Source organism: Curtanaerobium respiraculi (genome assembly GCF_024609215.1).
In the GTDB taxonomy this organism is placed as follows: domain Bacteria; phylum Actinomycetota; class Coriobacteriia; order Coriobacteriales; family Eggerthellaceae; genus Curtanaerobium; species Curtanaerobium respiraculi.
Map to the genome: position 1 here is coordinate 44,298 of NZ_JANIPD030000003.1, position 26,107 is coordinate 70,404.

The 26,107-nt window shown below is 62.9% G+C and carries 23 protein-coding genes; 13 read left to right on the top strand and 10 right to left on the bottom strand.

The features are described from left to right. Positions 1-7: 7 nt before the first annotated feature. From NOV21_RS02835 to NOV21_RS02850, 4 genes are all read left to right on the top strand, one after another. Entirely contained in the window at positions 8-532 is a 525-nt protein-coding gene (locus NOV21_RS02835) for a 4Fe-4S dicluster domain-containing protein (RefSeq protein WP_283171288.1), read from the top strand. Between the two features lie 24 nt (positions 533-556). Further along, a complete protein-coding gene (locus tag NOV21_RS02840; protein ID WP_283171289.1) occupies positions 557-1,210 on the top strand; it encodes a TorD/DmsD family molecular chaperone in 654 nt (217 codons plus the stop codon). Positions 1,211-1,227: 17 nt separating this feature from the next. After that, positions 1,228-2,016 (top strand): DmsC/YnfH family molybdoenzyme membrane anchor subunit, encoded by a 789-nt coding sequence (locus NOV21_RS02845; protein ID WP_283171290.1) that lies wholly within the window; start codon positions 1,228-1,230, stop codon positions 2,014-2,016. Between the two features lie 103 nt (positions 2,017-2,119). Then, the gene (locus NOV21_RS02850) at positions 2,120-2,596 is read left to right on the top strand and encodes a pyridoxamine 5'-phosphate oxidase family protein (protein ID WP_283171291.1); all 477 of its coding nucleotides are present in this window, start codon (positions 2,120-2,122) and stop codon (positions 2,594-2,596) included. Positions 2,597-2,614: 18 nt separating this feature from the next. Here NOV21_RS02850 and dmsD read toward each other — a convergent pair whose 3' ends face one another. The 4 genes from dmsD to NOV21_RS02870 form a co-directional block, all read right to left on the bottom strand. Continuing rightward, positions 2,615-3,238, bottom strand: a complete 624-nt coding sequence (gene dmsD, locus NOV21_RS02855; protein WP_283171292.1) for a Tat proofreading chaperone DmsD — start codon at positions 3,236-3,238, stop codon at positions 2,615-2,617. A gap of 299 nt (positions 3,239-3,537) precedes the next feature. Continuing rightward, positions 3,538-4,374 (bottom strand): dimethyl sulfoxide reductase anchor subunit family protein, encoded by an 837-nt coding sequence (locus NOV21_RS02860; RefSeq protein WP_283171293.1) that lies wholly within the window; start codon positions 4,372-4,374, stop codon positions 3,538-3,540. After that, positions 4,375-4,998, bottom strand: a complete 624-nt coding sequence (locus NOV21_RS02865) for a DMSO/selenate family reductase complex B subunit (RefSeq protein WP_283171294.1) — start codon at positions 4,996-4,998, stop codon at positions 4,375-4,377. It abuts the gene before it with no gap. 16 nt (positions 4,999-5,014) lie between these two features. Continuing rightward, positions 5,015-7,447 (bottom strand): DMSO/selenate family reductase complex A subunit, encoded by a 2,433-nt coding sequence (locus NOV21_RS02870; protein WP_283171295.1) that lies wholly within the window; start codon positions 7,445-7,447, stop codon positions 5,015-5,017. A 332-nt stretch (positions 7,448-7,779) separates the two neighbouring features. On the opposite strand from NOV21_RS02870, the gene NOV21_RS02875 reads away from it, so the two are divergent. The 5 genes from NOV21_RS02875 (at position 7,780) to NOV21_RS02895 (ending at position 12,501) form a co-directional block, all read left to right on the top strand. Further along, the gene (locus NOV21_RS02875; protein WP_283171296.1) at positions 7,780-9,117 is read left to right on the top strand and encodes a radical SAM protein; all 1,338 of its coding nucleotides are present in this window, start codon (positions 7,780-7,782) and stop codon (positions 9,115-9,117) included. Beyond that, positions 9,114-9,989, top strand: coding sequence for a dimethyl sulfoxide reductase anchor subunit family protein (locus NOV21_RS02880; protein WP_283171297.1), 876 nt, complete (start codon positions 9,114-9,116; stop codon positions 9,987-9,989). Before NOV21_RS02875 ends, NOV21_RS02880 begins: the two co-directional genes overlap by 4 nt. A 2-nt stretch (positions 9,990-9,991) precedes the next feature. Beyond that, on the top strand, positions 9,992-11,626 hold the full coding sequence (locus tag NOV21_RS02885) for a helix-turn-helix transcriptional regulator (RefSeq protein WP_283171298.1): 1,635 nt from the start codon (positions 9,992-9,994) through the stop codon (positions 11,624-11,626). A gap of 130 nt (positions 11,627-11,756) precedes the next feature. Further along, entirely contained in the window at positions 11,757-12,095 is a 339-nt protein-coding gene (locus NOV21_RS02890; protein ID WP_283171299.1) for a cupin domain-containing protein, read from the top strand. 130 nt (positions 12,096-12,225) lie between these two features. Further along, positions 12,226-12,501: a TIGR03905 family TSCPD domain-containing protein gene (locus NOV21_RS02895; protein ID WP_283171300.1), complete on the top strand. Its 276-nt coding sequence runs from the start codon at positions 12,226-12,228 to the stop codon at positions 12,499-12,501. Positions 12,502-12,627: 126 nt separating this feature from the next. On the opposite strand, the gene NOV21_RS02900 is transcribed toward NOV21_RS02895, so the two are convergent. The 3 genes from NOV21_RS02900 to NOV21_RS02910 form a co-directional block, all read right to left on the bottom strand. After that, the gene (locus NOV21_RS02900) at positions 12,628-14,562 is read right to left on the bottom strand and encodes an MDR family MFS transporter (protein WP_283171301.1); all 1,935 of its coding nucleotides are present in this window, start codon (positions 14,560-14,562) and stop codon (positions 12,628-12,630) included. A gap of 118 nt (positions 14,563-14,680) precedes the next feature. Continuing rightward, entirely contained in the window at positions 14,681-15,937 is a 1,257-nt protein-coding gene (gene msrA, locus NOV21_RS02905; RefSeq protein ID WP_283171302.1) for a peptide-methionine (S)-S-oxide reductase MsrA, read from the bottom strand. 297 nt (positions 15,938-16,234) lie between these two features. Continuing rightward, positions 16,235-17,791, bottom strand: a complete 1,557-nt coding sequence (locus tag NOV21_RS02910; protein WP_283171303.1) for a response regulator transcription factor — start codon at positions 17,789-17,791, stop codon at positions 16,235-16,237. Between the two features lie 291 nt (positions 17,792-18,082). On the opposite strand from NOV21_RS02910, the gene NOV21_RS02915 reads away from it, so the two are divergent. Both NOV21_RS02915 and NOV21_RS02920 read left to right on the top strand, forming a co-directional pair. Next, positions 18,083-19,474 carry a YeiH family protein gene (locus NOV21_RS02915; protein WP_283171304.1) on the top strand — a complete coding sequence of 464 codons (1,392 nt, stop codon included), beginning with the start codon at positions 18,083-18,085 and terminating at the stop codon, positions 19,472-19,474. Positions 19,475-19,483: 9 nt separating this feature from the next. Further along, positions 19,484-19,858: a hypothetical protein gene (locus tag NOV21_RS02920; protein ID WP_283171305.1), complete on the top strand. Its 375-nt coding sequence runs from the start codon at positions 19,484-19,486 to the stop codon at positions 19,856-19,858. Positions 19,859-19,993: 135 nt separating this feature from the next. Here NOV21_RS02920 and NOV21_RS02925 read toward each other — a convergent pair whose 3' ends face one another. The 3 genes from NOV21_RS02925 to NOV21_RS02935 form a co-directional block, all read right to left on the bottom strand. Further along, positions 19,994-20,323 (bottom strand): CGGC domain-containing protein, encoded by a 330-nt coding sequence (locus tag NOV21_RS02925; RefSeq protein ID WP_283171306.1) that lies wholly within the window; start codon positions 20,321-20,323, stop codon positions 19,994-19,996. 73 nt (positions 20,324-20,396) lie between these two features. Then, on the bottom strand, positions 20,397-21,755 hold the full coding sequence (locus NOV21_RS02930; RefSeq protein ID WP_283171307.1) for an MFS transporter: 1,359 nt from the start codon (positions 21,753-21,755) through the stop codon (positions 20,397-20,399). Between the two features lie 618 nt (positions 21,756-22,373). Next, positions 22,374-23,579 (bottom strand): Fic family protein, encoded by a 1,206-nt coding sequence (locus NOV21_RS02935; protein ID WP_283171308.1) that lies wholly within the window; start codon positions 23,577-23,579, stop codon positions 22,374-22,376. A gap of 423 nt (positions 23,580-24,002) precedes the next feature. Here NOV21_RS02935 and NOV21_RS02940 point away from each other — a divergent pair, with 423 nt between their 5' ends. Together NOV21_RS02940 and NOV21_RS02945 are read left to right on the top strand one after the other, a co-directional pair. Beyond that, entirely contained in the window at positions 24,003-24,596 is a 594-nt protein-coding gene (locus tag NOV21_RS02940) for a cytochrome c3 family protein (RefSeq protein ID WP_283171309.1), read from the top strand. A gap of 13 nt (positions 24,597-24,609) precedes the next feature. After that, entirely contained in the window at positions 24,610-26,097 is a 1,488-nt protein-coding gene (locus tag NOV21_RS02945; RefSeq protein ID WP_283171310.1) for a flavocytochrome c, read from the top strand. Positions 26,098-26,107 lie beyond the last annotated feature (10 nt).

Below are 26,107 nucleotides of genomic sequence, written 5' to 3' on the forward strand. Positions count from 1 at the left end.
TGGGGAGATGGCAATGACTCAGATGGGATTTCTTTTCGACCAAACGTATTGCATCGGTTGCCAGACCTGCGTGCATGCCTGCCGCGCGCGTCATGGCACGGAGCCGGGCACCTATCCGCGCAAGGCGACCAGCAGCCAGGTGCAGGTGGTGGGTCCGTTCCTATCAATGAGCTGCAACCACTGCGATAACCCCGCATGCGTGTCCGCATGCCCGACCACCGCACTGCAGAAGCGCGAGGATGGCATCGTGGTGCACGATCCCAGCGTGTGCATCGGCTGCTTCATGTGCAAGATGGCCTGCCCCTACGATGCCCCCCAGAAGAACCTGCTGACGGGGACCATGGTGAAGTGCGACATGTGCGCCGCACGGCTGGATGCGGGCGACGAACCCGCCTGCGTGGCAGCGTGCCCGACGAAGGTCCTCACCTACGGCGAGGTCCACGAGCTCGAAGCGGCCGGCGGCGTGTGCGACGGCGACGCCTACCCGTTCGAGGCGATCGGGCCCAACTTCTACGTTATTCCCACGAACTAGCGGAACGCGATGGAAGGGGCTGCGATGGGCGATTTAGAGCTGGCGGGCGAGATGGCACGGTATCGCGCGAGCATCTACCGTACGATCTCGGCGCTGTTCTTGGACAATCCGGATGCACGGACGTTGGAGGGGCTGATCGAAGCGGGCCGTGCTGCGGCGGACGCGGAACCCCCCTGCGCGAGCGAGCGGGACTTCATGGCTGCGCTGGCTGCCGTCGATATCGGCGATCCGGAGGACCTGCGCACGCGGGTGGCAACCGAATACGCCGAGCTGTTCGTGGGACCCCGCAAGCCTTTGGCGAGCCCGTACGAATCCATCTATCTGGGCGGCGACCGCCATCTGCTGAACGCCACCACCATGGCGGTGCGCTCGGTGTACGAGGATCAGGGATACCATGTGGCCAGGCGGAATCAGCTTCCCGACGACCACATCGGCCTCGAGATGGAGTTCTTGGCGCATCTCTGCGACCGGGAAGCCGCTTGCTGCGAGGCGGGCGATGAGGGCGGCGCGCGTGGCGCCCAAAAGGCGGAAGCCGCGTTCATAACCGCGCATCCGGGCCGCTGGGCCTCGCTGCTCGCCGACCGTATTGCGGCAACGTGGTGCGGGAACTTCTACGCGCTGCTGGCCCGCTTCGCCGTCGCCTTCCTGGCCGAAGACGCCGACTACCTGCAACGATAATCAAGAAAGGGTTCATCATGATCTCCGAATTTCCCCTGCTCGTCTTCACGATGCTCGCGGGCATCGCGGCGGGAGCGTATTTTCTGAATGCATTCGACCTTCTCCCCGTGGGGGCGACGAAGGACGTGAACGGCGATGGAGTCGAGCGCGCGTGGGTGGCCCCGCTCGTGCTGCTGATCCTCGTCGCCGCGGGCGGCCTGGCAAGTGCAACCCATATCTTGCATCCCGAACGCATATTGAATGCGATGAGCAATCCGATTTCGCCTATCACCCAGGAAAGCCTCTGGCTCGGCGGCCTTGCCGTCGTCATGCTCGTCGATCTGCTGCTGGCCGCGTTTCGCGCGCAGGGCACGCCCCGTTGGCTGCGCCTCGTGGGGGCGGTGTTCGCGGGTGGCCTGATGGCGGTGACCGGGTTCGCCTACGCTTCGAATTTCGGCGTGGCGGGATGGCGCGGCGCGGCAACGTTCCCGCTCTTCTTCCTCGGCGATATCGCCATGGGCGCGGCGCTGCTCTGCGTGTTCGATAATGCACTTGTGACGGATAAGAACTTCTCCGTGGCGAACGGAGCGATCCAGGCTGGGATGGTGTGCGTTTTGATCGGGCTTGCGTTTCAATTCGCCTCTGCGGGTGCGGACGCGGCTTTGGCGATTGCCGGGGCGATCGTCGGTCCCGCCGTGGCGCTGGTCGTGCAATTGTTCGCGCGGAGCGGGAAAATCATCCCACGCGCAGCTGCGTGGATCATGCTGGCGGCTGTGGTTGCTGGCATGTGCATCGCACGGTACGGTTTTTACAGCCTGTTCGCATAAACTATACACCGGATGCGCCGGTTCCCGACGAGCCGGCGCACGACCGGCATCGCGCCCGCATGCCGGATGGGGATCGATTGTTTTCGGAAGGCTGGTTGGAGCGATGGAGATGCGCAAGGCCGAACGGCAAACCTCGGACGAAGAAGCCCGGTCCCTGCTTGAGGGCGGTCTGTACTGCATCTTGTCGATGGTGGCACCCGACGGCGGCGCCTACGCCGTCCCGATGAGCTACGCGGTCCGCGGCGATACGCTCTACGTGCATTGCGCGAGGGGCGCGGGATTCAAATACGAATGCCTAACCGCGCATCCGCGGGCGGCGGCGGTCGTCGTGCGCGACGACGTCGAGACGATCCCCGGCAAGTTCAGCACCTATTACGAGAGCGCCATAGCGCGCGGTCCGGTGCGTCTGGTGGAAGACGAAGCCGAGCGGCAGATCGTCCTGAACGCCCTGGTGGGGAAATACGATGCGCCGCATGCCAAGCAGGGCAGGAAGTACGCCCGCGCAGCCAGCCCGCGCGTGGACGTGTTCGCATTGGAGATCGAAGAACTCACCGGAAAGGCCCGCCGCCGCCCGCATTAGGAGCGGGCCTGTTCGCAGCTATCGCGAAAGCGGTCGATCCTCCGGGATCAGGTCGTGCCGTCCTTGCCAGTCGGAAAGAGTTGCAAGTGCGACATCCGCCAGCGCCTCGTAGAACGCATCCTGCGCGCCCTCGCGGAACAGCTGTAGGAAATGCGGGGCCCACGGCAGCAGGTGCTTCTCGAGGAGGCAGCGGATGTCTTCGTCCGACACGTCGTTCTGCACGCTCCAGGCGAGCATCATCAGCATCAGGCCGAATTGGTCCTCGGGCTCCTTGACCTTAAGCGTCATCTTCACCCCGCATGCGCGCATCCAGTCGCGCAGCTCCAGCGTTTCGTTGCCGAAGATCACGCTTTCGGGATCGAGGTACACCGAGGCCCACGGTGGCGCAGGAAGCCGGTACGGCCCTATGAACAGGCGGTTGTACGCCTTGTGCACCGCATCTATGCCTTCGTTCGACAGCGCTTCGCGTGCTCGTTCCAGCGCCTTCCCCGCATCAGGCTGACCGAAGGGCCACTCGCTGGCAGACTCGGGGGCCTTCAGCCATGCAATAGCGGCGGCGATGCTTTCCGATGCGGGATCATGGTAGAAGAGCGACCCCAGCACCGAAGGCCAGATTGCGAGATCCGAGTACGTTTCGTTCATGAGGCGGGCCTTTCTTCGGTTTGATAGGCGGACGTTGGGCTTCCACAGCCCTTTGGCCGAACCATGCCTCCCGCAGGATATGGTAGCGCGTGGTCGCGTGGGCGAGATGGTGAGGGTGAGGGGCGGCGATTGGGCGATTCAAATCCGGCAGGCATGCAGGAAATGGCGAATATATCGCGCGTGGGCGCCGGATAGGCGCCGCTTTCCGCGTCCGCCCCATCGGAGGACGGCCGCGGAAAGGACAGGGCAGCGGGGCGGTTCCCGTTTTCGTCGGGGACCTCGCTGCCGTACGGGGAAGCCTACATCGTCAACCCGACGTTGCTATAGCTTCCATAGAAGACCATGCGTGCGAGGCACAGGCCGATGAGGACGCAGACGAACCCTGCCCACAGCATGCCCGAACTCCCCTTCCTCGCACCCATGAACTGCAGGACCGCACCGGCTGCGATGAGCACGATGGCCCCTCCGACGAAGCCCGCGGCACCGTCCATATCGATCATCATGCCGCTTGAGGGCACTGCGGCTCCCGCGGCGGCGAACAGGCCGATTACCGCGATGATTGCGAGCGCGGCGCCGACGATGGCGACGATGGAGAGCTTCCTCGCGTCGATCTTGCCGGATGCCAACACGGCGGATGCCAAGGACGCGCCGCCCGCCAGGCCGATGCCCAGCTCCAGGCAGATCCCCCAGGGGCCATTCCATGTGGGGACGGTGGGAATCATATAGGCGACGCCCACCATGATGGCGGTCAGCACGCCCAAGGCGATGACGACGATGCCCCAGATCTTGCGCTGGGCAGCCGCCGGGTGCTTCGCCATGGCGAAGATCCAGTATGCGGCAGCGGCCACGATGGCAACGCCGGCGACGGCGATCTCGTTGGTCAGCGGGCTGCGTCCGAGGCCATCGACCATGCCGAACACATGCCCCAGGCTGCTGAGATGGAAAAATGATGCGATGAGGCCGATTGCCAGCACGATGATGGGGACGACCATCTGCGAGTCGGTCTTCTTGAGCGCGTCTTCGTCGGCTGCGGTGCTCTGAGCAAGCGCTTGGACGCCGATGGCGCACAATGCCAAGGGTACGAGCAGGGTGAAGATGAGCAGGGGCATCTCCGAAGTGGCATTCGCGGTAAACATTTACTCCACCTCTTTCGGATTCAGAACCTCGCCCGTGGAGGTGCCGCCCTGAGGCGCCACCGAACATCCCTTGAAGATGGTGGTCGGGCTGGTGTAGCTGGGGTCGGGGAGCGGCGCGAACCATTCGCTCTCGCCGTGCTTCTTCTTCATTTCATCGATGGGGCCAAAGTCCAGCGCGTACAGCGGGCAAGCGTCCACGCAGATGGGGTTCTCGCCCTTGGCAACCCGGCTTTCGCAGGCATCGCACTTGCGCATCTGGCCTATTTCCGCATCGAAGGCGGGGACGTTGTAGGGGCATGCGAGCTCGCAGTACTTGCAGCCGACGCATTTGTCATGATCGACGGACACGAATCCCATCTCGTCCTTGTGCATGGCGCCCGTGGGGCACACGTACACACAGGCGGGATCTTCGCAATGGTTGCAGTTCATGGATGTGTAGGTGGTCCATACGTTGTTCGAGCGGACGACGCCCGCCTCGTCGACGTCGATGCCGCCGCCCACATACTCGTACACCTTGCGGAATGCGACTTTGGGCGAAAGGTCATGGTAATCCTTGCATGCCAGCTCGCAGGTTTTGCAGCCGGTGCAGCGAGAGGCGTCGAAATAGAAAGCATATCGGTTCATGGTAGCTCACCCCTCCTTAGGAAATCTTGCGTACGCCAGCGACGTTGGAATGCTGGGGGTTGCCCTTCGCGAACGGCGAAGGATGGTCGCGGGTCAGCGTGTTGATGCATCCGCCATGGTCGATGCGGTCTCCATGCATATCGGCGTCGCGCCATGCGCCTTGCGGGATGGCGAGGCTGCCGGGGATGATGCGCGGCGTGACCTTCGCCTGGATGTACATCTCGCCGAATTCGCTGAAGACGCTGACGGTCTCGCCGTTTTCGATGCCGAGCTTCTTGGCGTCCATGGTGTTGATCCACACCTCTTGGGGGGTCGCCTGCTTCAAGACCTCGACGTTGCCCCAGTTGGTGTGCGTGCGGGCCTTATAGTGGAAGCCGATGAGCGTGAAGGGGTACTCGTCGGTGCAGTCCTCGTAGCTGTCCATGCCCGGCGTGTACAAGGGGATGGCGGCGACGACGTCGCGGGGATCGTCGAACTGCCACTTCTCGACGATCGTGGTCTGCAGCTTCTCGGAGAAGATCTCTATCTTGCCCGAGGGGGTCTTCAACGGGTTGGCGACGGGGTCGTTGACGAACGCCTTGAACGCGGGGGTGTAGCCCTGTGGGTCGCGGTAATGGAATTCTCCCACCTTGTAGCCCTCTTCGTAGCTGGGCATGCGGGGGTCCTTGGCTGCAGCGGCCTCGTAGATCTGTCTCGTCCAGCCCTCCTGGTCCTTGCCGTCCAGGTACTCATCGCGCTTGCCGGCGGCTTCGCACAGGTCGGCGCACACGTCGAAGGAGCTGCGGCGCTCGAACTTCTCACCGGTGGTTGCGGCATCGGCGAAGGTGATGGATGCGACATCGCCCGACCAACCGTCGTTGATGATGCCCTTCTGCTCGGCGCGCATGATATCGGGAAGCAGGATGTCGGCATATTTCGCCGCATCGTTCATCAGCGTTTCGAACACGAGGATGAACTCGCACTTGCTCTCATCCACCAGGATGTCGTGGGCGCGGTTGCTTTGGGAATGCTGATTGGTGAAGCAGTTTCCGCCGTATTCCACGAGGAACTTGATGTCGGTGGAAAGCTTGTCGGTACCCTGGACGCCGTCGTGGAGCGCGGTCATCTCGTGGCCGTGGTCGATGGCGTCGGCCCAGCTGAAGATGGAGATCTTGGACTTGCAGGGGTTCGTGCCGCTGATCCAGGGGATGGTGAAGGAATACGATCCCACGCTCAGGCCGCTGCTCGTTCCGGGCTTGCCCAGGGCGCCCACCATCAGGGGCAGCAGACTGTAGGCAAGGTAGTTGAGCTCGCCGTTGGAATGGCGCTGAACGCCCAGGTACTGGCCGACGAACGGAGCCTTCGCGTCGGCCAGCTCGTGCGCGAGCTGGATGATGCGCTCCGCGGGGATGAGCGTGATCGGCTCGGCCCATGCAGGGGTCTTCTTCACCATGTCATAGCCGGTGCCCATGACGTAAGCCTCGTAGGACATGTTCTTGCCCTTGTACGCTTCGGGCATGGTTTCCTCGTCGAAGCCGATGCAATACGTGTGCAGAAAGTCGCGGGCGACCAGGTTCTCCTCGATGAGCACGTGGGCGATTGCGGCGACCAGGGCCGCATCGGTGCCGGGGCGGATGGGAAGCCATTCGTCATCGTTGTTGCACTTGGTGTCGCTCATGCGCGGGTCGATGTGGATGTACTTGGCATCGGGGTTCATGCGGCGGGCCCAGTTCCAACCGTGCTTCGCCTCGCCCGTGCTGCCCATCATGCTGTCGGACGGTGCCCAACCGGCAAGGATGACCAAGTCGGAATCGATGATGGCGGCAGGGGTCGAACCCGTGTTCGCGCCCCACATGTACGGGGCGATGAATGTGGACTGCGCGGCGGAATAGGTCCCATAGTAGCTCAGATAACCGCCGGTGGTGGCAAGCCAGCGCCCGATGGGACGGCCGGTCAGGCTGTACACGCCGGAGCCCAGCGTCCAATACACGGCTTCGGGACCGTAGTTCTTGTATGTGCGCTGAAGGGCGTCGTTGATGGTGGTGATTGCCTCGTCCCAGCTGATACGCTCGAATTCGCCGTCGCCGCGCTTGCCCACGCGCTTCATGGGGTACTTCAGGCGGTCGGGATCGTTGATCCAGCGGCGCACCGAGCGGCCGCGCAGGCAGGCGCGCTGCTTGCTGGTCTCGTCATCATCCCATGCCTTGGTCTCGGACTGGATCCACTGGATCTCGTCGTCCTTCACATGCATCCAGAGCGGGCAGCGGCTTGCGCAGTTGCACGAGCAGTGGCTCTGCACGACCTTCTCCTCGCTGCTCTCCTGATTCATCTCGCTGCCGTACGCGGGTTCGACTTTGTCGAACATCGTGTCGAGCAGCACGCCGCCCGCGGCCAGTGCCGCTGTTGCCGCGGCGCCGCCCTTGAGGAACGTTCTGCGCGATACGTCCGTGGTGAGCATCGTCTCGTCCATGAGCTCTTCCTCCCTCTCGTCTTGAGTGCTCTCCGAACTCTGAAATCTGGCTTTGCGGGCTCTTCCCAACGCCCGTCTGCGAAGGAAATATAGCAGCCTCGTGAATGGGCCACATCACATGGGGTATGTGATATTTGCTATCTATATCGATAAAAGGCCAGGTCAGAGATAGGTGAGTATCAGGCCTGAAGGCTTGTCCGCCTTCTTTCTCCGAAAAAAACACCGCATCGTCCCGATTGCAATCCGTTTGCGGTTTCTGCTAGGTTAGCAGCTGCTTGCCGGCAAGGCGACGCGTCGTGTTCGGACGCGTTTTGGGGAAGGGGGAATCGCGTATGAGGCCGCTTGACGAAATCGACGTGCGCGCGTTGCCCAGCGAGGCCTATCGTCCGTACGCCTCGCTTTTCGTGGATCAGCGTTCCGCCCTCGCCGAGCGCATAGCCTCGTTCGGGCTCCCGACGGTTCCCCGCTCCCGCGATGCCGCTCAGATCGCGCGCATCCGCCGAGGTCTGGAGGAGAGCGGATGCTCGCTCGGAAACGGCGGGAAGTCCCTCGCATGGAACCGCATGTCGCCGGCGTGCGAGCGGTGCCGCACGGGGGAGAAGAGCGTGTCGTTCTTCCTCTCCCTGGCGTGTGACAGGAAATGCTGGTTCTGCTTCAATGAGAACCAATGCGATTGGGATGCGTATCGAAACGCGAAGACCGATTGGCGTTCGGACATGGATTCCCGGTTCCAGCAGATGGGCGGTCTTGATTTCGTCGCGCTCACCGGAGGCGAGCCGATGCTCTACCCCGAGGAGGCGTGCGCGTTCTTCGCGCACGCGAAGCAGCTCGACCCCGCCGTCCACTGCCGTCTGTACACGGCGGGGCTGAACGTCGACGCGAAGCGGTTGGAAGAGCTTGCCGCCAGCGGGCTCGACGAGATCCGCTTCAGCTGCAAATTGGACGATCCGCCTGCACGCAAGCGGGAACTGGTCGAAAGGATCGAATCTGCGTGCGGCGTCGTCCCCACCGTGATGGTGGAGATGCCCGTCATACCCGGCTCCCATGACGAGATGCTGCAATTGCTCGATCATTTGGAAGACGCCGGTGCGTTCGGGATCAATCTGCTGGAGTTCTGCTTTCCCCTGCATCATGCTGACGAATACCGGCGCCGCGGCATGCAGCTGGTGGAAGACCCGTACCGTGTCGTGTACGATTACGGATACGCCGGCGCGATTCCCGTGGCGGGAAGCGAGCTCCTCTCCCTGCAGTTGATGGCGGAGAAGGTGGCGCAGGGGACGCGCTTGAGCCTGCACTACTGCTCCCTGGAGAACAAGAACACCGCTCAGATCTTCGAGCAGAACCATGGCGGTGCGCTCTCCATCCCGGGGTACCGCTTCTCCAAGGCAGACTTCTTCTACCGCACCGTGCGCGTATTCGGGGAGGATGCTGCTACGGCAGCGCGGGCGCTTGAGGGCGAGGGCGCCTTCGTCTCCTACGATGCAGAGGGGCGCATGGCGTCGTTCTCCCCCGATCACCTGGCCATGGTCGCATCCGCCCTTCCGAAGGCCGCACGGTTCCATGCCTCGTCCGCTGTGATCGAGCGCGGGGAGGATGGCCGCGAGCGTTTCCGCGAAGTCGATCTCCATGTGCTCGAACCGGCGGATGTGGAACGGCCGGAGGAAGTATGAACGCCTTGCAGACCGGCATAGGGCAGGGAATAGAATTCTTCGCCCTCGCCTTGTTCACCGCGTTCACGACGTCGGGGATCTGCGCTTTCGCGGTCATGGCGGCGCGTATCGGCTTCGGCGGCGAAAGCGGGGATGCGCGGATGCGTTTGGAGAGGTTCCTCGTCATCCCCCTCGGCTTCGCCGTGTTCGGACTGATAGCCGCCGCGGCGCACCTGGGGCGTCCGAGCAATGTGCTGTTCGTTCTCACGGGGGCGGGCAGGTCGCCCCTTTCGAACGAGATCGTGGAGGCGGTCGCGTTCTTCGCAATCGCCGGTCTGGTGTGGTACGCCAGCTTCAGCGAGCGCATATCCGATCATATTCGCTTGGGGCTGCTCGGCGCGGCATGCGTAGCGGGGGCATTGTTCATGGCGGGCACCGCCAATGCCTACTCCATCGCCACCATCGTCACATGGAACCTTCCCTACACCCAGGTGAACATGGTGTGCGCGGGCATCATGGGGGCTATCCCCATTTCCCTGCTCGCCTTTTCCGCGTCCGGCATTCCGCTGCCGCGCGCATGGGCCCGCGGGCTTCTCGTGATGGGGGCGGTCGCCTCGCTTACGGCTTTCGGCACCCAGATGATGCAGTACGGCGCATTCGCCTCTTTGCGGGATGCCACCTCGGGCGCGCTCGACCTCGTTCCGTTCTGCTACGCTGCCTCGGCAGGGTCTTTGGCGCTGGCCGCCCTCTCGCTGGGAATCGACGCTTCCCGCGTGGCGAAGGGGCAGGGCCTGGGCGTTGCCCGCGCGTCGTTTTCGTGTGCGATCATGATGGGGGCGATCGTGATGGTCCGCTTCGTGTTCTACGCAGTCCATATGACGGTGGGATTCTGATCATGGCCGAGGTGCGGGAGGAAAATGCGGTCGGCGCCGATTACCTGCGCGGGTCGGCGGCTCTGCGCGAACGCGTCGCATCGGGCGGGCGCCTGCCCCGTGCGAACGTCTCGGTCATAGGGTACGCCCTGCTTCTGACCATCAACGCTCTTTCGCTGTGGGGCGGTTTCTTCCCGTTCTTCCCCATGAGCATACATACCCCCGAGATCACCCAGGCGTTTTTCCTATCCCAGTCGCTGGCGTACGCCACCATGCTCCTGGGGACTGCCGTCGTCGTCTACTTCCGGCCGGGTATGATTCGCCACGCCCTTATCTTCGCAGGCGGGGTACCGTTGGCGGCGGGATCTTGCTGCCTTATCGCCCTCATGTACGTTCCAGGTCACACCATTGCGTTGGCGGTGGTTTCGGGGCTGCTCATGGGGGCGGGCTCGGCGGGATTCTCCATGGCGTGGCAGCGCTACTTCAGCGCGGAATCGCCCGAGCGGGGGAACTATTTTCTGCTGATGGGGACGATATGCGCCCCGCTCCTCTTCTTCGCACTGTATCTGCTTCCCGAATCGGTCCCCGTGTTCGTGACGCCTCTGCTCCTGGTCCCGCTGTGCGGGCTTTGCGCGATCCTCGCCACGCGCACCATCGATTTCGACCAGGCGTCCCTCACCGATATCCCGCGCGACCACCCGGCGGTGTACCGCAAGTTCCGCTCCGATTACTGGCGAAGCGCTCTCGCGATCGGCGCGCTGGGGTTCTGCGCCGGTGCGATTCGCGCGGTGGCGTTGGGCAATCCGGCAGGCGGAGGGGGCATCAACGCCATGTCCATGGTGGGTGCGGGGGCCGCGGCGCTGATCCTGCTTGCCGTTTGGCGCCGCGGATCGTTTCGCATCGACGTGGCAACCGTCTTCAAATTGCTGCTTCCCGCCATGTTCGCCATCGTCGTCGTGCTCCCGCTGTCTTCCGGCATGTTCGTCGATCAGGCTGCCGGCATTGCATATCTGCTGTTCAGCCTTGCGAACCTCACCATGCTCCTGCAATGCGCCCAAGCCTCGCGCGACCGCGGCATCAGCCCCGCGTACACTTTCGGGCTGTTCGGCGGATTGGTGTACGCGTTGCAGGATGGAGGGTTTTCGTTCGGGTACTGGACCAACACGATGGGGTGGGAAAGTCCCATGCAGCTGTACATCGTCGCCTTCGCCGCCTTGGTTTCCATCGTGGTCGTCCTGTACTCGCTTGCCGTGGACAAGGACCTTCTCGGAGGCGCGCGGGCATCGTCCCCCTCGAATCCCGATAGCGTCGAGTTCCTTATCGCGGCGGCGGAGGAGGATGGGGCGGTTCGCGGTTTCGGCCAGAGGAGGACGGTTCCGCGTTCCGATGGAGCAGATGCGGCGGCTTCGGATGACTCGGATGCCGAACATCTGCGCGACCGGCTCTCCAAACGCTGCCTCGAGCTGAAGGCGGCCTATGGGCTCACCAAGCGCGAGGCCGAGATCCTCGAGCATATCGCCCGCGGGTACAGCGTCTCCCATATCGCTGAGGAACTGGTGATCTCCGAGAACACCGTGCGCACGCATTCGAAGCATATCTACACGAAGCTCGACGTGCACAAACGCCAGGAGATACTGGACATCATCGACGCGTTGTAGGGAGGCGCCGCTCGAAGCGGGGCGGAGCCGCGATCGCGTCCCGCCCGCCGCCGCCCGCGTGATCTCGTCGGGATCGCCTGCGGGGAAGAATGGTAGGATGATCGTGTCGGCCCATACGAAGGAGGCTCCCATGAAGATCAATTTCAATGCTTTCGAGGAGAAGCACCACGATCGGTTCAAGGGCGGGGAAGGCGTGTTCCACCAGCGCATGGTGGAAGATGATGCCTGCAAGATCATGCGCGGCATGTTGCAGGCGGGATCTTCGCTGGGCGAGCACACGCACGAGGGGGATTACGAAGTCGTCTACATCGTGTCGGGTGCGGCGACCATGATCTTCGACGGTGTTCCCGAAGAGCTTTCCGCCGGCGATTGCAGCTATTGCCCCGAGGGGCATACGCATCGCCTTATGAACACGGGCGATGAGGACCTGATCTTCTTCGCGGTGGTTCCCAAGACGGCCGGCATGTGAGCGTCGGGATGGATGCATCGTAACGTTTCTCTGAATTGTACACGGCGAGACCGCCGGTCGCATGATGCTTGGTCATACTGGGACGCGTACGATTGCAGAGCCGTCGCGGGCGGCTGGAAGGAACAGGGCGATGATCGAGAAGGAATTCCGCACCAAGGGCACGTGCTCCCGTGCGATTTACGTCAAAATCGATGACGGGGGGATCATCCGGGATGCCGAGTTCGAGGGAGGTTGCCCGGGCAACCTTTCGGGTATCGGCAAGCTGGTGCTGGGCAGGCGCGCCGAGGAGGTTGCGGATCTGCTGCGCGGCATGCCGTGCGGGCCGCGGGCCACGTCGTGCCCCGATCAGCTTTCCCGCGCGCTCGACGAGATGCTGGCGGAAAGCAGGCGGGCGAGAAGCGCGTAGGGTTCCCCCGTCCGCTACCGGGTCGGAGGTCTCGTTTCGAAGCCTGCCTCCCGCCATCGGCGCGTTCGGGCGCGGCGCACGGATCTCCTCGCTTGAGGGGTTCCATGCGCCATCGCGTGCTCCTGCCTACGAGGCGGCACGTTGCGCGGCGCCGCTATCCGGTTCCTTATTCGGCCTGTTCAGATAAAACTCCAGCGCATATGCCGTCACGTCCGAGCGGTCGATGATGCCGCAGATCTTCCCATTGTCCAACACCGGCACGCGCCGCATGCTGTTCTCGCTGAGGATGCGGTACATGTCGTGCACGGTCGCGTGAGCGTCGATGCCGACCAGGCGGTTGCTGGCGATGGAGGTCACGGGAAGCTCCATGATGCGGCCGATCCAGCGCTCGACATCGGGATCGATACGGTTGCCGCCGTCGGCGACCGCGTAGAAATCCACCGCGGTCCCATCGCGCCGGGGCGAGAGCGCGCGCATCAGGTCACCGTCGGACACATATCCGGCGGGCTTGCCATCCTCGTCGATCAGCGGCATGCCGTCGACGCGGCGCTCGGCGAAGAGCCGCGCGGCGTCCGCTACGGTGGAGCTTGCGGGCAGCGTGAGGAAATCGTGCGTCATGATGGACTCGAGGGTGCGGCGCCGCTCGCCGTGCGGATCTTCCTGGGCGGCATCCTCCACCCGGTCGCGAACGGCGATGACGGCTATGGCCAGAGCCGCCGCGATCAGCACCGCTTGAAGCCCGAACGAGAAGTTGGTTCCGGCGATCTGCGCTTCCACGGTTCCCATGGTCTGCTGGCACAGCGCGGTCCATAATGCGTAGGCGGAGATGACGATAGCGGTGCCCAGGGATCCGGCCACCTGGCGCAGCGTGTTGTTCACGGCGTTGCCGTGGTTGACAACCTTGTTGTCCAGTGCGTTGATACCCCAGGTGGTGACCGGCATGTTCACCATGGACATGCCGAGCAAGCGGACGGCCATGACGATGGCGACGAACACCATGGTCGTTTCAAGCGTGAGCTGGGTCATGATGAGCGTCCCCGCGAGCAGCGTGCCCAGTCCGGCGATGGCGAGCCCGCGCGGCCCGCGTTTGTCGAATATACGCCCCGCGACCGGGCCCATAACGCCCATGATGATGCTGCCCGGCAGCATCACGAGAGCGGCGGTGGTGGCGGTCTGCCCCATGATGGTCTGCACGTAGATGGGGATGATGACCATGTTGGCCATGGTGGCGCCCTGCGAGACCATGCAGATGATGGTGCCGATGAGGAACTTGCGGTTCTTCAGCACGTCGACGCGCAGCATGGGGCGCTCCAGCCTGTTCTGCCGGATGAAGAAGAGCACGACGATGATGCTGCCGCCGATCATGCTCGCCGCCGCCAGGGGAGATAGGCCGCTGTTGCCCACCTCAGAGAAACCGTACAGCATGCCGCCGAAGCCGAAGGTCGAAAGCAGGACCGAGAGCTTGTCGACGCCCTTGACCGTCGGGTCGCCGCCCTCCCCGCGCTCGAGAAAGAAGGCGGCGAGGACGACGTCGACCGCTCCCAGCACCGCGACGGCGAGGAAGATGATGTTCCATCCCGCGTGGTCCACGACGACGCCGGCCACCACGGGTCCGATGGTGGGGGCGAAGGCGATGATGACGCTGAACACGCCCATCGCCATGCCGCGCCGCTCGACGGGGAATGTCAGCAGAAGCACGGTCATCACCATGGGCATGAGCACGCCGGCGCCCGCCGCCTGCAGCAGGCGGGCGGCCAAAAGCACGGGGAACGCGGTGGAAAGGCCCGCTGCCAACGTGCCCGCCGTGAACACGCCCATCGCGGCGATGAAGAGCGTTTTCACGCTGAAGCGGTCGGTCAGGTACGCCGAGATGGGGATCATCACGGCGTTCACCATGGTGAATCCCGTGGTGAGCCACTGCACGGTGGCGGCGCTCACCTGCATGTCGCGCATGATGGTGGGCAGCGCCGGTCCGAGGATGGTTTGATTGAGGATTGCGATGAACGTGCCCGATATGAGCACCGCCAACGTCATGGCCTGCTTGCGTGTGATTCCCAGCATGGGGCGCCTTCTTCAACATACTTCCGTTTTTCGCTGAAGTATTGTGCGCCTCGTCGCGGGGAATGTCCACCAACATGCTGGTTTTGTGAGGCAATGTTGTAGGGGAGAAGTCGGGCCTTTACTCCCCGTGTGCGGAGCATGCTTCCTTGAAGGCCGAGTACCCCTGATCGTCCATCTCTGCGTAGGGGATGAAACGCAGCGCGGCGCTGTCGATGCAGTAATGCAGGCCGCCCGCGCCCGCGGGTCCGTCGTTGAACACGTGGCCCAAGTGGCTGTTGCCCACGCGGCTGCGAACTTCGGTGCGCACCATGCCATGGCTGGTATCTTGGCTGGTGACGATTACTTCCGGCGCGATGGGCTTGGTGAAGGCGGGCCATCCGGTGCCAGCATCGTATTTGTCATCTGAGGAGAACAGCGGTTCGCCCGTTGCCACATCCACGTACAAGCCGGGGTCGTCGGTTTTCAGGTATGCTCCCGTATAGGGCGCCTCCGTGCCGGCTTGCTGGGTGACGCGGTATTGAACGTCGCTCAGCGCTGAGCGGAGCTCCTGGTCGGATGGTTTGGAGTATCGGCTCGCATCCACTGAGACGCCGGCGGGATCGCCTTCCGTCACCGCGTTGCCGTCAGCGGCCGGCGTGCCGCACATCTGGCCCGAATCATCGACCGCGCAGGTGCCGCCGTCCTCGCCGCGTTCCAACTTCACGTTATCCAGCGTGCTGAAATCGATGGGGCAGTAGCCGTTCGGGTTCTTCCGCAGGTAATCTTGGTGATAGTCCTCCGCCAAAGCGAACGTGGCGAGTGGCTGGAGCTCGGTGGCGAGGGGTGCGTCGTACCCGCTCTGCACCTCGTCGAAGACTTCCTGCAACACGGGCAAGTCCGCTTCGTCGGTGTAGTACACGCCCGTGCGGTACTGGCTGCCCACGTCGTTGTGCTGCCTGTTCACGCTGGTGGGGTCGATGACCTGGAAAAACTGCCGCGTAAGCGTTTCCAAGCTGACGATGGAAGGATCGTATGCGATGCGAGCGGTTTCCGCATAGCCCGTGGTGCCCGTGCAGACCTGCTCGTAGCTGGGATCCTCGGTGATGCCGTTCGCGTAGCCCACTTGCACATCGGCCACACCCGGAATGCGGCTGAAGTATTCCTCGATGCCCCAGAAGCATCCACCTGCGAAGTATATCTCGTGCACGCTGCCATAATCGATGTTCACGGATGCCTCCTGCGAACTGCCGCCGGAATCGCCTTGCGCGCCGTTCGAGGGGGAAGCGGAGCATGCGGCCAGGGCTATCAAGCACACGAGCAGGGCGATTAGAGGCGCCGCTGCACTGAAGATAGCGGCCGATCCCCTCGCTGCGTGCTGGATGTCATGCATTCCCATGGCAACCCCCCCCTTGCGTCCCCGCTTATTTTACCGCGAGGAAGTCGCATATGGAAAGAGGGGCAGCACGGCGGGCGAGGCCAGGTTGGATGCACGTTGGATGCAGGGACGCCGATTCCCAGCTCGTGGCAAACCGCGCTGGAGGAGTTCGATTCCCCCAGCGCGAGCGGCGCCTCGTGCAGGTTGGGAAGCGTGATGTTCTGCACCATGCAGTCCGGTTCCACATTGTTGAGCAGGCCGATCTCCTTGAGGATGGACCTTTCCAGCGGCTCGCTGAAACGCAGCACGATGCGAGCGCTATTCGCGCTTGTCGGGCTCCTTCTCCCAGGCGAGGTCGATGAGGCCCTGCTGCGAGTGCACGTCGCACTTCGCCATGATGTTGCGCGCGTGGGCGTGCACGGTGTTCAGCGATATGAAAAGCGCATCGCGGATATACGGGCGGCTGCGGCCCGCGATAAGGAGTTCGGCGACCTGCAACTCGCGCTTGGTGAGGCCGTAGCGCTCCGCCATCTCCTGCGCGCGTTCCTCGACGGCAGCCTCCAGGTCGCTTTCGGAGGTGTCATCGGTTTCCCGGGGCTCCTCTTCCGGCTCGTCCTCCCCAACATCGCCCAACGGGGCGTCGGCGATGCTGAAATGCCATCGGGGGTTGAAGCCGCCGACCATGCACACGGTGAGGGCGGCGGAGACGATTGCAAGGGTAGCGAATGTACCCCATTCCGGCCAGATGCCGGCGCTCCGCAGATACATTCCGCCTTCCGCCCCCGCGAAGATCCCGATGCCTTCCGCGACCATGAGCATGGCGAACACGATATCAGCCCGGTGGCCCGTTCGACGCAGATATTTGGGAAGCGTGGTCCAATAGACGAATTGCAGGCCGATCATGCCGATGAGGTTGACGGTGTAGGCGAGGGCGCGGTAGACGGCCTCGCTCTGCCCCGAGCAGAGGATGGTGGCGCTGAACAGCCCGAAGGGCAGGGTCCAGCGGATTGCGAGCGTGAAGTCGATGAGCCGTGACGTTGCGGAGAACACGCGGCACAGGATGAGGGCGACCACTCCCGCGATGGTGAAGGGGATGAGGAGATGCAGGTAGCTGTTCTCTGCGAACGACGGCGCGGAGACCGTGCGCAGGTAGGCCGACATGATCCAGAGGGTGGCGATCAGGATGAAGAATTTGCCGTAGCGCGCGGCGGCGCTTCGGTAGGAATGCACGGGATGCTCTTCAACGGAGGGAGGCTGATCCTCGGCCCGCAGGACATTCTGGAAGGCGAATGCCGCAGAGGCCAGGGGCATGGCGACGATGAGCAGCGTGACGAAGATCGTGGACGCGTTGGCGAGGTGCATGACGGCGAAGAACGACCACGCTATTCCGAAGGAGAGCGCGATGTAGAGCTCGATCGTGCCCCCTTCGATCTCCGTGAACTTCGCACCCCAGATGATGCCCAAGAACGTGCAGCCGACGCCGCAGAGGAGCGCGCCGGCGGGGAAGATGGTCTGATACTGCTCGACCGAGGAGAATGCGAAGAAGATAACGACCGTGCCGGCGGCGGCGCAGAGGGCGCCGATGGCACCGAACACCTTGCTGCGCGCGAGAGCCCTCTTCAGGGCCAGGGCGAGGTACGCCAAGCCCGCGAAGCATTCGAAAAGCGCAGCAAACATCCAGATCTCCTCCTGGCTGCCTGCAAATCCGTATTCCACAATGAGGATACTCGAGTACAGCGTGCCGTAATTCCAAATCAGGAACAGGGCGAAGCCCAGGAATTGCCTGAGGTAGACATCGGCCGATTCGCTTCGTTCGAGAAGCCTCTTGCGGAAATAAGCGCCCGCGGCTTCCCCTATTGCTGGAATCGTCGCCATTTCCCCTCTTTTCGCTCGGGAAACAGTTTACCATGAGCGCGAGGGGTTGTGTGAGGCTAACCCCTAAGTATTACCTGTTCAGAATTATTCTATAAATAAATAGTAACAATATGATGAGGAAGGCTTCGGAAGTGGATTCGCCTAATCTCACCATGTCGTTACGATGGCAGGGGCGGGAAAGAACGGTAAACCTATGGGACGAGCTGGTGCCACCCGTCTGTTTCGAGGTGGGTGGAGGAGGCACCAGGCTAGAGAGGGTATTGGTACGAAAACGGAAAGGAGCTGATGCTGATGGCAGCAGAGGCCGCCTTGGATGCTTCCAAGGCTAACAATACCAAGACAAATGGAGGAGGCTTGAAGAGCCTTTTCACGAAGGAGGACTGGTGGGCCGTATGGATCGGCCTGGGCGTGGTTATCCTCGCCCTCATCCTGTACGCCGCAGGCGGAAGCCTGAACGGCATCATCGTGAAGTTCAAGGCTTACGATAACTTCGCGGATCTCCCGGGAATCGTTGCGGGACAGCTTCCCAAGATGCTCGGATTGTATCTGTCGATGGCCGTGGTCTTCACGCTTGCAATCGGTGTCATGGGGCGCAATGTCGGTAAATTCCTTGCCGGTTTCACCCTGTTGTTCGTCATGGCCATCCTCACGCAGATCTTCGCTGCATGGAACGTTGCCAAGACGCTCAACCTGGAAGCCCCGGTCATGGCGCTTATCGTCGGCATGATCCTCGGCAACTTCATCAAGATCCCCGAGTGGTTCGACGCCGGCATGCGCACCGAGTTCTATGTGAAGACCGGTATCGTGCTCTTCGGCGCCACCCTGCCGTTCACGGTTATCCTGCAGTCCGGCCCCATCGCCTTCCTCCAGGCAACCGTCGTCGCGGTCTCCACGTTCGTGACCATCTACTTCGTCGCCTCCAAGGCATTCGGCCTTGAGAAGCCCTTCGCGGCTACGCTGGGCGCCGGCGGATCCATCTGCGGCGTGTCCGCATCGATCGCCATCGGCAGCTCCGTCAACGCCAAGAAAGACCACGTCTCCATCGCCATCTCGATGGTCGTCGTGTGGGCCACCATCATGGTCTTCCTGCTCCCCGTCGTTTGCCGTGCCATCGGCCTGTCCGACGGCGCTTCCGGTGCCCTGATCGGCACCTCCGAGTTCGCCGACGCCGCCGGCATCGCCGCGGCTGCCCAGTTCGGCGACGGTGGCCTGGCCACCTTCTCCCTGATGAAGGTCGTCGGCCGCGATATCTTCGTCGGCGTGTGGGCCCTCGTCATGGCCATCATCTCCGTGACCATGTGGGAAGCCAAGAAGGTTGACGGCGCTCGCCAGAAGCCCGGCGCAGGCGTTATCTGGGAGCGCTTCCCGAAGTTCGTTCTCGGCTTCTTCATCGCTTCCATCATCGTGACGCTCGTCATCATGGCCTCCAGCCCCGAAATGGGCGCGGGCATCAACAAAGACGTCCTCGGCTGGATCAAGAACCTCCGCGGCTGGTGCTTCGTCCTTTGCTTCCTGTGCATCGGTCTGACCACCCGCTTCAAGGAGCTTGCCGCTGTCGGTTGGAAGCCCTTCGCCGCTTTCACCATCGGCGTTGCCATGAACGTCTGCCTCGGCTTCCTGTTCTCGACCGTCATCCTGAACGACTACTGGACGGCCGTCGGCGCCGCCACCATGGCTGCCTAAGGCGCTATCGTGGCCGAAAATGCTCCAGTGAAGGAAACCTGCATCCAGGCGGCGTGCTTCTTCCTCCCGTTCTTCGAAGCGGGGGAGTGGCGCACCAGGGATAAGTCTCCCTGGAAGAAGCTGAGGAAGCGGCAGATGAATGCGAGGGAGATCCGCAAACTGGCCGAATACACCGGCAATCGCATCGCGCGGTGCGCCGAGGTCATGGAATTCCTTCAAGCCATTCACGACGACTGGAACATCACCGTCAAGAAGAAGGGGGTATGGATGGAGACTCAGACGATGAAGTACGAGGACATCCTCCCCAAGCTCGAGGCGGCGGGTTTCGTGCCCGAGGATTACGAGCTGTACAGCGAGTACACGCGCAAATGGGGCATGATATAGGTACCGACCTCCACGGTGCATATGCCTGGGAACGGGCGGTCCCGCGAAAGCGGGGCCGCCCGTGTTCGTCTGAAGGGCAGGTTCGGCATCGGCGTCCACTCGCGGCGGCATCGCCGCAGGACGGAGTTGCGGCCGTCAGTGCGTGTATTCGAGGTAACGAATCGTCGCGGGCAAATCTTTTTCGACGCTTTGCCGCATTCTGCTTGCAAAGGGGCAGGGATAGCCGATGGGGGTTCCCTTTTGGATGCAGCTTGCGAAGGCGATGGTGTCCGCCCCCCGTTTCACTAGTTCGCGAGCTCGGAAGACGGCCTTTTTCCCAGGGCAGCCCCCGCAAGTGACGAATCCGACGACCTCGATCTCCCCGGCTCCTTCGAACGCGCCTTCGCGTTTGCGGATGACCGTGAAATCCGTCGTTCCCGGGCAGTAGTCCTCCGTCTGCATGCAGCGGATGATCCCGACTCTCATATGCTTTCCCTTTCCCGCATCCCGACTGCGCGTGTCTCGTTCGGCATGCGGTCGAGGAGCCTGCGCGATAGCCTCATTTCGCGGTGTCCGCTTGCGACTGCGCGTTCGCCTCGGTCAAGGGCAGGCCCTTGGTCTCGCGGGCGAAGAGGCCGATGATCACGGCGACGAAGGCGAATGCGGCGGCAAGCACGGCGAACACCACCGCGAACCCCGCCTCGGCGCCCGCTGCGCCGTAGACCACGGGGACCACGAACGGGGCGACGAAGGCCCCGATGCGCCCGAACGCCGCCGCCCAGCCGTTGCCGCTGCCGCGCACGTCGGTGGGATACACCTCGGGCGTGTAGCTGTAGACGCATCCCCATGCCCCCAAAGCGAAGAAGTACAGCAGGCAGCCGGAAGCGAGCACGGCGGCTTCGGTTCCCGCATGGCCGAACAGCCAGGCGGCCAGCGCCGTTCCCGCGAAATAGACGATGAGCACCGGCTTGCGGCCGATGCGCTCGATCAGCCATGCGGCGCTGAAATAGCCGGGCAGCTGCGCCAGGCACATGATGACGGTGAAGCCGAAGCTGCGCACCATGGTGAACCCCTGGCCCATCAGCAAGGTGGGCGTCCACAGCACGAATCCGTAGTAGCCGAAGTTGATGCCGAACCATATGACCCACAGCACGGCGGTTGTGCGGCGGTGGTCGCTGCCCCATAGGCGCGCGAGCGAGACGCCGCGGGGGCGGTCGGCGTGCGTGAACGGGGTCTTGTCGGCGGGGTCGACGACGATGCCGGCTTCGGCTTCCATGGCGCTCACGAGCGCGTCCGCCTCGTCCTCGCGTCCTGCGAGCGCTAGGTAGCGGGGTGATTCCGGCACCTGGCGCCGCAGCACGGCGGCGAAGAGGGCGGGCGCGGCGCCCACGAAGAACGCGACGCGCCAGCCGTACACGGGTATGAGCAGATAGGCGACGAGGGCTGCGGCGATCCAGCCCCAGGCCCAAAAGCTTTCCAGCAGCACCACGTTGCGGCCGCGCGTTCCGATCGGGCTGAACTCGCTCACCAGCGTCGAGGCGGCCGGAAGCTCGCCGCCCAAGCCGAAGCCCGTGGCGAACCGACATGCCACGAGCATGGCGAAGCTGGTCGAAAGGCCGCAGAGGAGGCTCCCGATGCTGTACAGGAGCAGCGTGAACAGGACGACGGAGCGCCGTCCCCAGCGGTCGGCGGCGATGCCGGATGCCGCCGCTCCCAGTATCATGCCGAACGTGCCCGAGCTGGCGAGGATGCTCTTGTCGAGCGTCGTGAGCGCCCAATCGGATCCGACCGCGGCGAGCACGCCGCTGACCATTCCCTGGTCCATGGCATCGAAAAGCCACCCCACGCCCACCAGCAGCAGGATCTTGCGCATCGTCGGCGTGGTGGGCAAAGATTCAAGTCGTTGGGATATGTTCACGGAAACTGCCTTCCCCCGGTTTAGCCTGCAACGTAACTTTAACAGCGAAGCGCCCCGAACGGGCTGACGGATATGTCAGGAGTCCATTCCTCTTGGCGACGTGCCTTCCCGAGCCGTCCGCGCTCGATGCGATCCCGTTGGGTGGAGCGATTTTCCCGGGCGATTTTTTCTTGTGCCAGCTTTGCCGAGTGCTATCGTATGGGCGAAATGGCGATATTCGAGAAGGGGGTGCGCGTCATGCGAGGTTCGCCGCCTTCCGCATGCGGCAGGAGGCGGAGCGCCGCTCTGAGGGACCAGCGATCGGCGTTCAGGAAGACGGGGCTTTCTCGCCCGGTATTTCGAGCGGTGTGCCCTTCCGGGCGCTCTGCCCAGCTTCTTCTTCGTCGGGGCTATGGCGGTGCCGGTGAGCTATACGGCGTTGTTCGCCCAGCAGCTCGGGTACGGCCATGCCGGAACGTTCTTCCTCATCGCGGCGGTGTGCATGACGATCGTGCGCTTTCTGGGCGGCAGGTGCATTCGACGAGCTTGCAAATATCCTGCTTCCCTTGCCGACGAAGCCCGGTGCCTTTTCACGCTCAGTGTGCTTTTTCTCGATAGGGCGGATGTGAACCTGGTGCCCTATGATTCGGATAGGGTACGTCGAATCGCTTCCCTGCTCGAAATGCGGTCGAGTATCGCGATGATTTCCGGCGCCTGGTAGAACGCACCGCGCTTTGCGGCACCGATTTTTCTGAGTATTCCGAGTTCGCATGCACGGGCAATCAACGTGGTTGCGGAACGTGGGGTGATCGATAGCTTTCGGGCCACATAGGCGGTGTCGACCACAGGCTGTTCAACCACCAATTCCGGAAGCCGCCGAATTGCGGAATTCTTGCGCTCCGATATCGCCTCCTCCCATTCGCCGATGAGGTTATCGATTTCGCTTCGGGTTGCCGAACCGAGGGCAAGTGCAATTTCCGCAGCGTTCGCCACTTGCGTGATGATGGATTCACAGTCTCCTTCATGATAGGCGTCGAGTGCGGTCATATACGCGTCTGCATGATGCAGAAGGCCCGCGGAAACGGGGAGGGTCGCTGTTTCCAAGATGCCATCGCGACGCAGCATCTTGTGTATGAGCGTTCGGCCGCATCGGCCGTTGCCATCCGTGAATGGGTGGATGGTCTCGAACTGCGCATGTGCGACCGCTGCCTTCGCTAAGGGGTCGATATCCTCGCGCAGCACAAACGCTCTCCAGTCTGCCATGAGCACAGGGATACGGTGCGCAGCAGGCGGTACGAACCGGGCGCCGTGGGGGCTGAATGCGGTGCCGCCGATCCAGACTTGTTCCGAGCGAAATTCTCCCGCTGGTGCCGTTTCGCCGCTTTTCGCGAGTTCCCGATGAATTGAAAGCACGGTGTTCTCGTCGAACGTGTCAGGCAGTGCGAGGGCGGTTCGCATGGCTCGGACGTTGCGTGCGATCATAAGCGCATTCGCAGAGGCCATTTCGGACAACTCCGCAAGCGCGACGTTCCGCACGCTTGAGGTGAGCCGTTCGATTTGAGAGCTTGCCGAGCTTTCGCTTCGGAGCAGCAATGCTGGCAGGTTATAGGATCGTTCCATCTGCCCCGCGTCGAAGCGGGCCATTTCAGCTCGCAACTCGCTCAGTCGCAGCATCAAGTTGCTCGATAGGTCGATCCGGGCCGATTCGATCTCTCGCGGCACTGCCGCCAAGTAAGTTGGCGAAATCTTTCGACGGGCGCTTTTGGGGATGAATTCGAAATCGCCTTCGCTTCGCTGCCAGGGTATCTCCTCATAGGCAAGGAGGGGCCACGTGTCATGGTGCATCGCAGTGCCTTTTGCTTCCGAATCACAATTCTTTAACGGAAGTAAACCATAGTTCACTTCCGTTAGCAATCGTGATGCGGAAGCGAAATCGCATAAGAGGGCAGTGGTCTTCGGTCGGGGGGCGCATGCGAGATTCGACAAGCTTGGAGAAGGCTGGCGCGGCGGAGCCGTCGCGGTATGTAAAGATGGGCATCGAATGGATGCGGCAACAAGGGAGAGGATCCTGCCCGCAGCCTGATTTCCATCTGGGTATGCACAGGGATGATCGATCGGAATACGTATGGCTTGCACGATAAACCGCCCGATCAGAGGATCAAACCACCCGTTTCGGACGTGCATATGATCCCTGGAGGGGACTATGCTCGTACCTGTTGGGCGCGATCGATAGAGGGTTTCGATCGCAATCAAGTGAAAGAAGGGGACATGGCCGAAGAGAAGGTCGGCGCAACGCCTGAAGCGAAACGGCGCAAGCGAATCGTCACCGGTTGCATCATCGCCGCGGTGGTGGTTGCGGCAATCGGCGGATTCATGGTCTGGCACAGCCAACCCACGTTTTGCAACGCGGTGTGCCACACGCCGATGGATTCCTATGTGGAATCGTATTACGACGCGAGTGGGACATCGCTTGCCCACACCCATGCGAAAGCGGGGAAATCCTGCCTGGACTGCCATCCGTCGAACATCGGCGAGCAGGTGACGGAAGCCGGGCACTGGCTGACGGGCGATTACGTGTACGACGAGAATACGAAGAATCTGATCTCCCGCGGGGAGGAATACGCCACACAGGACTTCTGCCTGCAGAGCGGCTGTCATGACTACACGCTGGACCAGCTCGCGCAGAAGACCTCGAACATGGCGTGGAACCCGCATAACTTCACCGAGCATGGGGTCACCGAGTGCAGCAGCTGCCATAAGATGCACGACACCAGCGTGATGGTGTGCTCTGAATGCCATTACCAGGCCGCGGAGAACGTGCCTGCCGGTTGGGACAGCATTCCGTATCGGGAAGAGAAGTAGGGGGAGAAGCGCAATGAGAACTACTGAGAGCAAATTGACTCGCCGCTCATTCCTCACGGGTGCGGTCGTTGCGGGCTTGGGCGCCATGGGTGCCGGGCTGACGGGGTGCGGAGCCCCCCGCTCGTTCGCCCAGGAGGCCGAAAAGAACACCATCGACGGCGGCGCATACGATATCGTCGTCATCGGCGCGGGCGGAGCCGGCATGGCCGCTACAGTCGGTGCCAGCGACCAGGGCGCCAAGGTGCTGCTGCTGGAGAAGATGCCCGTCGCGGGCGGCAACACCTGCTTCGCCGAGGGCGGCATGAACGCCTGCTGCACCAAGTACCAGGCGGAGGCCGGTATCCAGGACAGCGTCGACCTGTTCGCCGCCGACACCTACGCGGGCGGTCACGAAAAAGGCAACATGGAGCTCATACGCCACATGTGCGAGAATTCCAACGCCGCCATCGAGTGGCTGGGAAGCATGGGCATCACGCTGAGCAAGCTCGGCACCAGCGGCGGCGCAAGCGTGAAGCGCATCCATCGCCCCGAAACGGGCGAGGCCGTGGGCAAGTATATCGTCAAGGGCATGACCGAGCAGTGCCGTCAGCGCGGCGTGAGCGCGGTGTGCAACACCAAGGTCGAGGAACTGCTGATGGAGGACGGGAAAGTTGCGGGAGTGCGCGCCACGAACCCCAACGGCCTGCCCATCGTCTACCATTGCAAGGCCGTCATCGTTTCCACCGGCGGCTTCGGGGCGAACCATAAGATGCTCGCCCAGTACCGCCCCGAGCTGATCGACGCGGTAACCACCAACCAGCCGGGCACGCAGGGCGACGGCATCATCTTCTCGCAGGCGATCGGCGCCGACCTGGTCGACATCGGGGAGATCCAGGTGCATCCCACGGTCGAGCAGACCACGGCGACCCTGCTTTCCGAGAACATCCGCGGCGACGGCGCCGTGCTGGTGAACATCGACGGCGAGCGCTTCATGAACGAGCTGCTCACGCGCGACGTGGTGTCCGCAGGCGAGTGGTCGCAGCCCGAGAAGCGCGCGTGGGCGATTTTCGACAAGTCGGTCGCCGACAACAACACGAGCATCGAGGAGAAGTTCGTTGCGCGCGACCTATGCAAGGTCGCCAACTCCCTGGACGAGCTCGGGCAGAAGATGGGCGTTCCCGTGGACGCTTTCGTCCAGTCGATCACCAGCTATAACGACAACATCGCCGCCGACGCGGCGGATCCGTTCGGCCGCTCGAAGAGCCTGAACCCCATCGTGACGGCACCGTTCTACGCGGTCTCGGTCGCTCCGGGCATCCACCACTGCATGGGCGGCCTGCGGGTGAACGTCGATGCGGAAGTGCTCGACGCGGACGGCAAGCCCATCCCCGGCCTGTTTGCGGCCGGCGAGGTGACGGGCGGCATCCACGGCGGAAACCGTTTGGGCGGCAACGCGGTGTGTGATATCAACGTGAACGGCCGCCAGGCGCAGGAAACCGCCTGCAAGTACGTGTTCGCATAGCAGGAGCAGG

Excerpts from the sequence above, each read along its gene's own strand:
- NOV21_RS02835 (WP_283171288.1), top strand. The coding sequence starts at position 8 with ATGGCAATGACTCAGATGGGATTTCTTTTCGACCAAACGTATTGCATC.
- NOV21_RS02840 (WP_283171289.1), top strand. The coding sequence starts at position 557 with ATGGGCGATTTAGAGCTGGCGGGCGAGATGGCACGGTATCGCGCGAGC.
- NOV21_RS02845 (WP_283171290.1), top strand. The coding sequence starts at position 1,228 with ATGATCTCCGAATTTCCCCTGCTCGTCTTCACGATGCTCGCGGGCATC.
- NOV21_RS02850 (WP_283171291.1), top strand. The coding sequence starts at position 2,120 with ATGGAGATGCGCAAGGCCGAACGGCAAACCTCGGACGAAGAAGCCCGG.
- dmsD (WP_283171292.1), bottom strand. The coding sequence starts at position 3,238 with ATGAACGAAACGTACTCGGATCTCGCAATCTGGCCTTCGGTGCTGGGG.
- NOV21_RS02860 (WP_283171293.1), bottom strand. The coding sequence starts at position 4,374 with ATGTTTACCGCGAATGCCACTTCGGAGATGCCCCTGCTCATCTTCACC.
- NOV21_RS02865 (WP_283171294.1), bottom strand. The coding sequence starts at position 4,998 with ATGAACCGATATGCTTTCTATTTCGACGCCTCTCGCTGCACCGGCTGC.
- NOV21_RS02870 (WP_283171295.1), bottom strand. The coding sequence starts at position 7,447 with ATGGACGAGACGATGCTCACCACGGACGTATCGCGCAGAACGTTCCTC.
- NOV21_RS02875 (WP_283171296.1), top strand. The coding sequence starts at position 7,780 with ATGAGGCCGCTTGACGAAATCGACGTGCGCGCGTTGCCCAGCGAGGCC.
- NOV21_RS02880 (WP_283171297.1), top strand. The coding sequence starts at position 9,114 with ATGAACGCCTTGCAGACCGGCATAGGGCAGGGAATAGAATTCTTCGCC.
- NOV21_RS02885 (WP_283171298.1), top strand. The coding sequence starts at position 9,992 with ATGGCCGAGGTGCGGGAGGAAAATGCGGTCGGCGCCGATTACCTGCGC.
- NOV21_RS02890 (WP_283171299.1), top strand. The coding sequence starts at position 11,757 with ATGAAGATCAATTTCAATGCTTTCGAGGAGAAGCACCACGATCGGTTC.
- NOV21_RS02895 (WP_283171300.1), top strand. The coding sequence starts at position 12,226 with ATGATCGAGAAGGAATTCCGCACCAAGGGCACGTGCTCCCGTGCGATT.
- NOV21_RS02900 (WP_283171301.1), bottom strand. The coding sequence starts at position 14,562 with ATGCTGGGAATCACACGCAAGCAGGCCATGACGTTGGCGGTGCTCATA.
- msrA (WP_283171302.1), bottom strand. The coding sequence starts at position 15,937 with ATGGGAATGCATGACATCCAGCACGCAGCGAGGGGATCGGCCGCTATC.
- NOV21_RS02910 (WP_283171303.1), bottom strand. The coding sequence starts at position 17,791 with ATGGCGACGATTCCAGCAATAGGGGAAGCCGCGGGCGCTTATTTCCGC.
- NOV21_RS02915 (WP_283171304.1), top strand. The coding sequence starts at position 18,083 with ATGGCAGCAGAGGCCGCCTTGGATGCTTCCAAGGCTAACAATACCAAG.
- NOV21_RS02925 (WP_283171306.1), bottom strand. The coding sequence starts at position 20,323 with ATGAGAGTCGGGATCATCCGCTGCATGCAGACGGAGGACTACTGCCCG.
- NOV21_RS02935 (WP_283171308.1), bottom strand. The coding sequence starts at position 23,579 with ATGCACCATGACACGTGGCCCCTCCTTGCCTATGAGGAGATACCCTGG.
- NOV21_RS02940 (WP_283171309.1), top strand. The coding sequence starts at position 24,003 with ATGGCCGAAGAGAAGGTCGGCGCAACGCCTGAAGCGAAACGGCGCAAG.
- NOV21_RS02945 (WP_283171310.1), top strand. The coding sequence starts at position 24,610 with ATGAGAACTACTGAGAGCAAATTGACTCGCCGCTCATTCCTCACGGGT.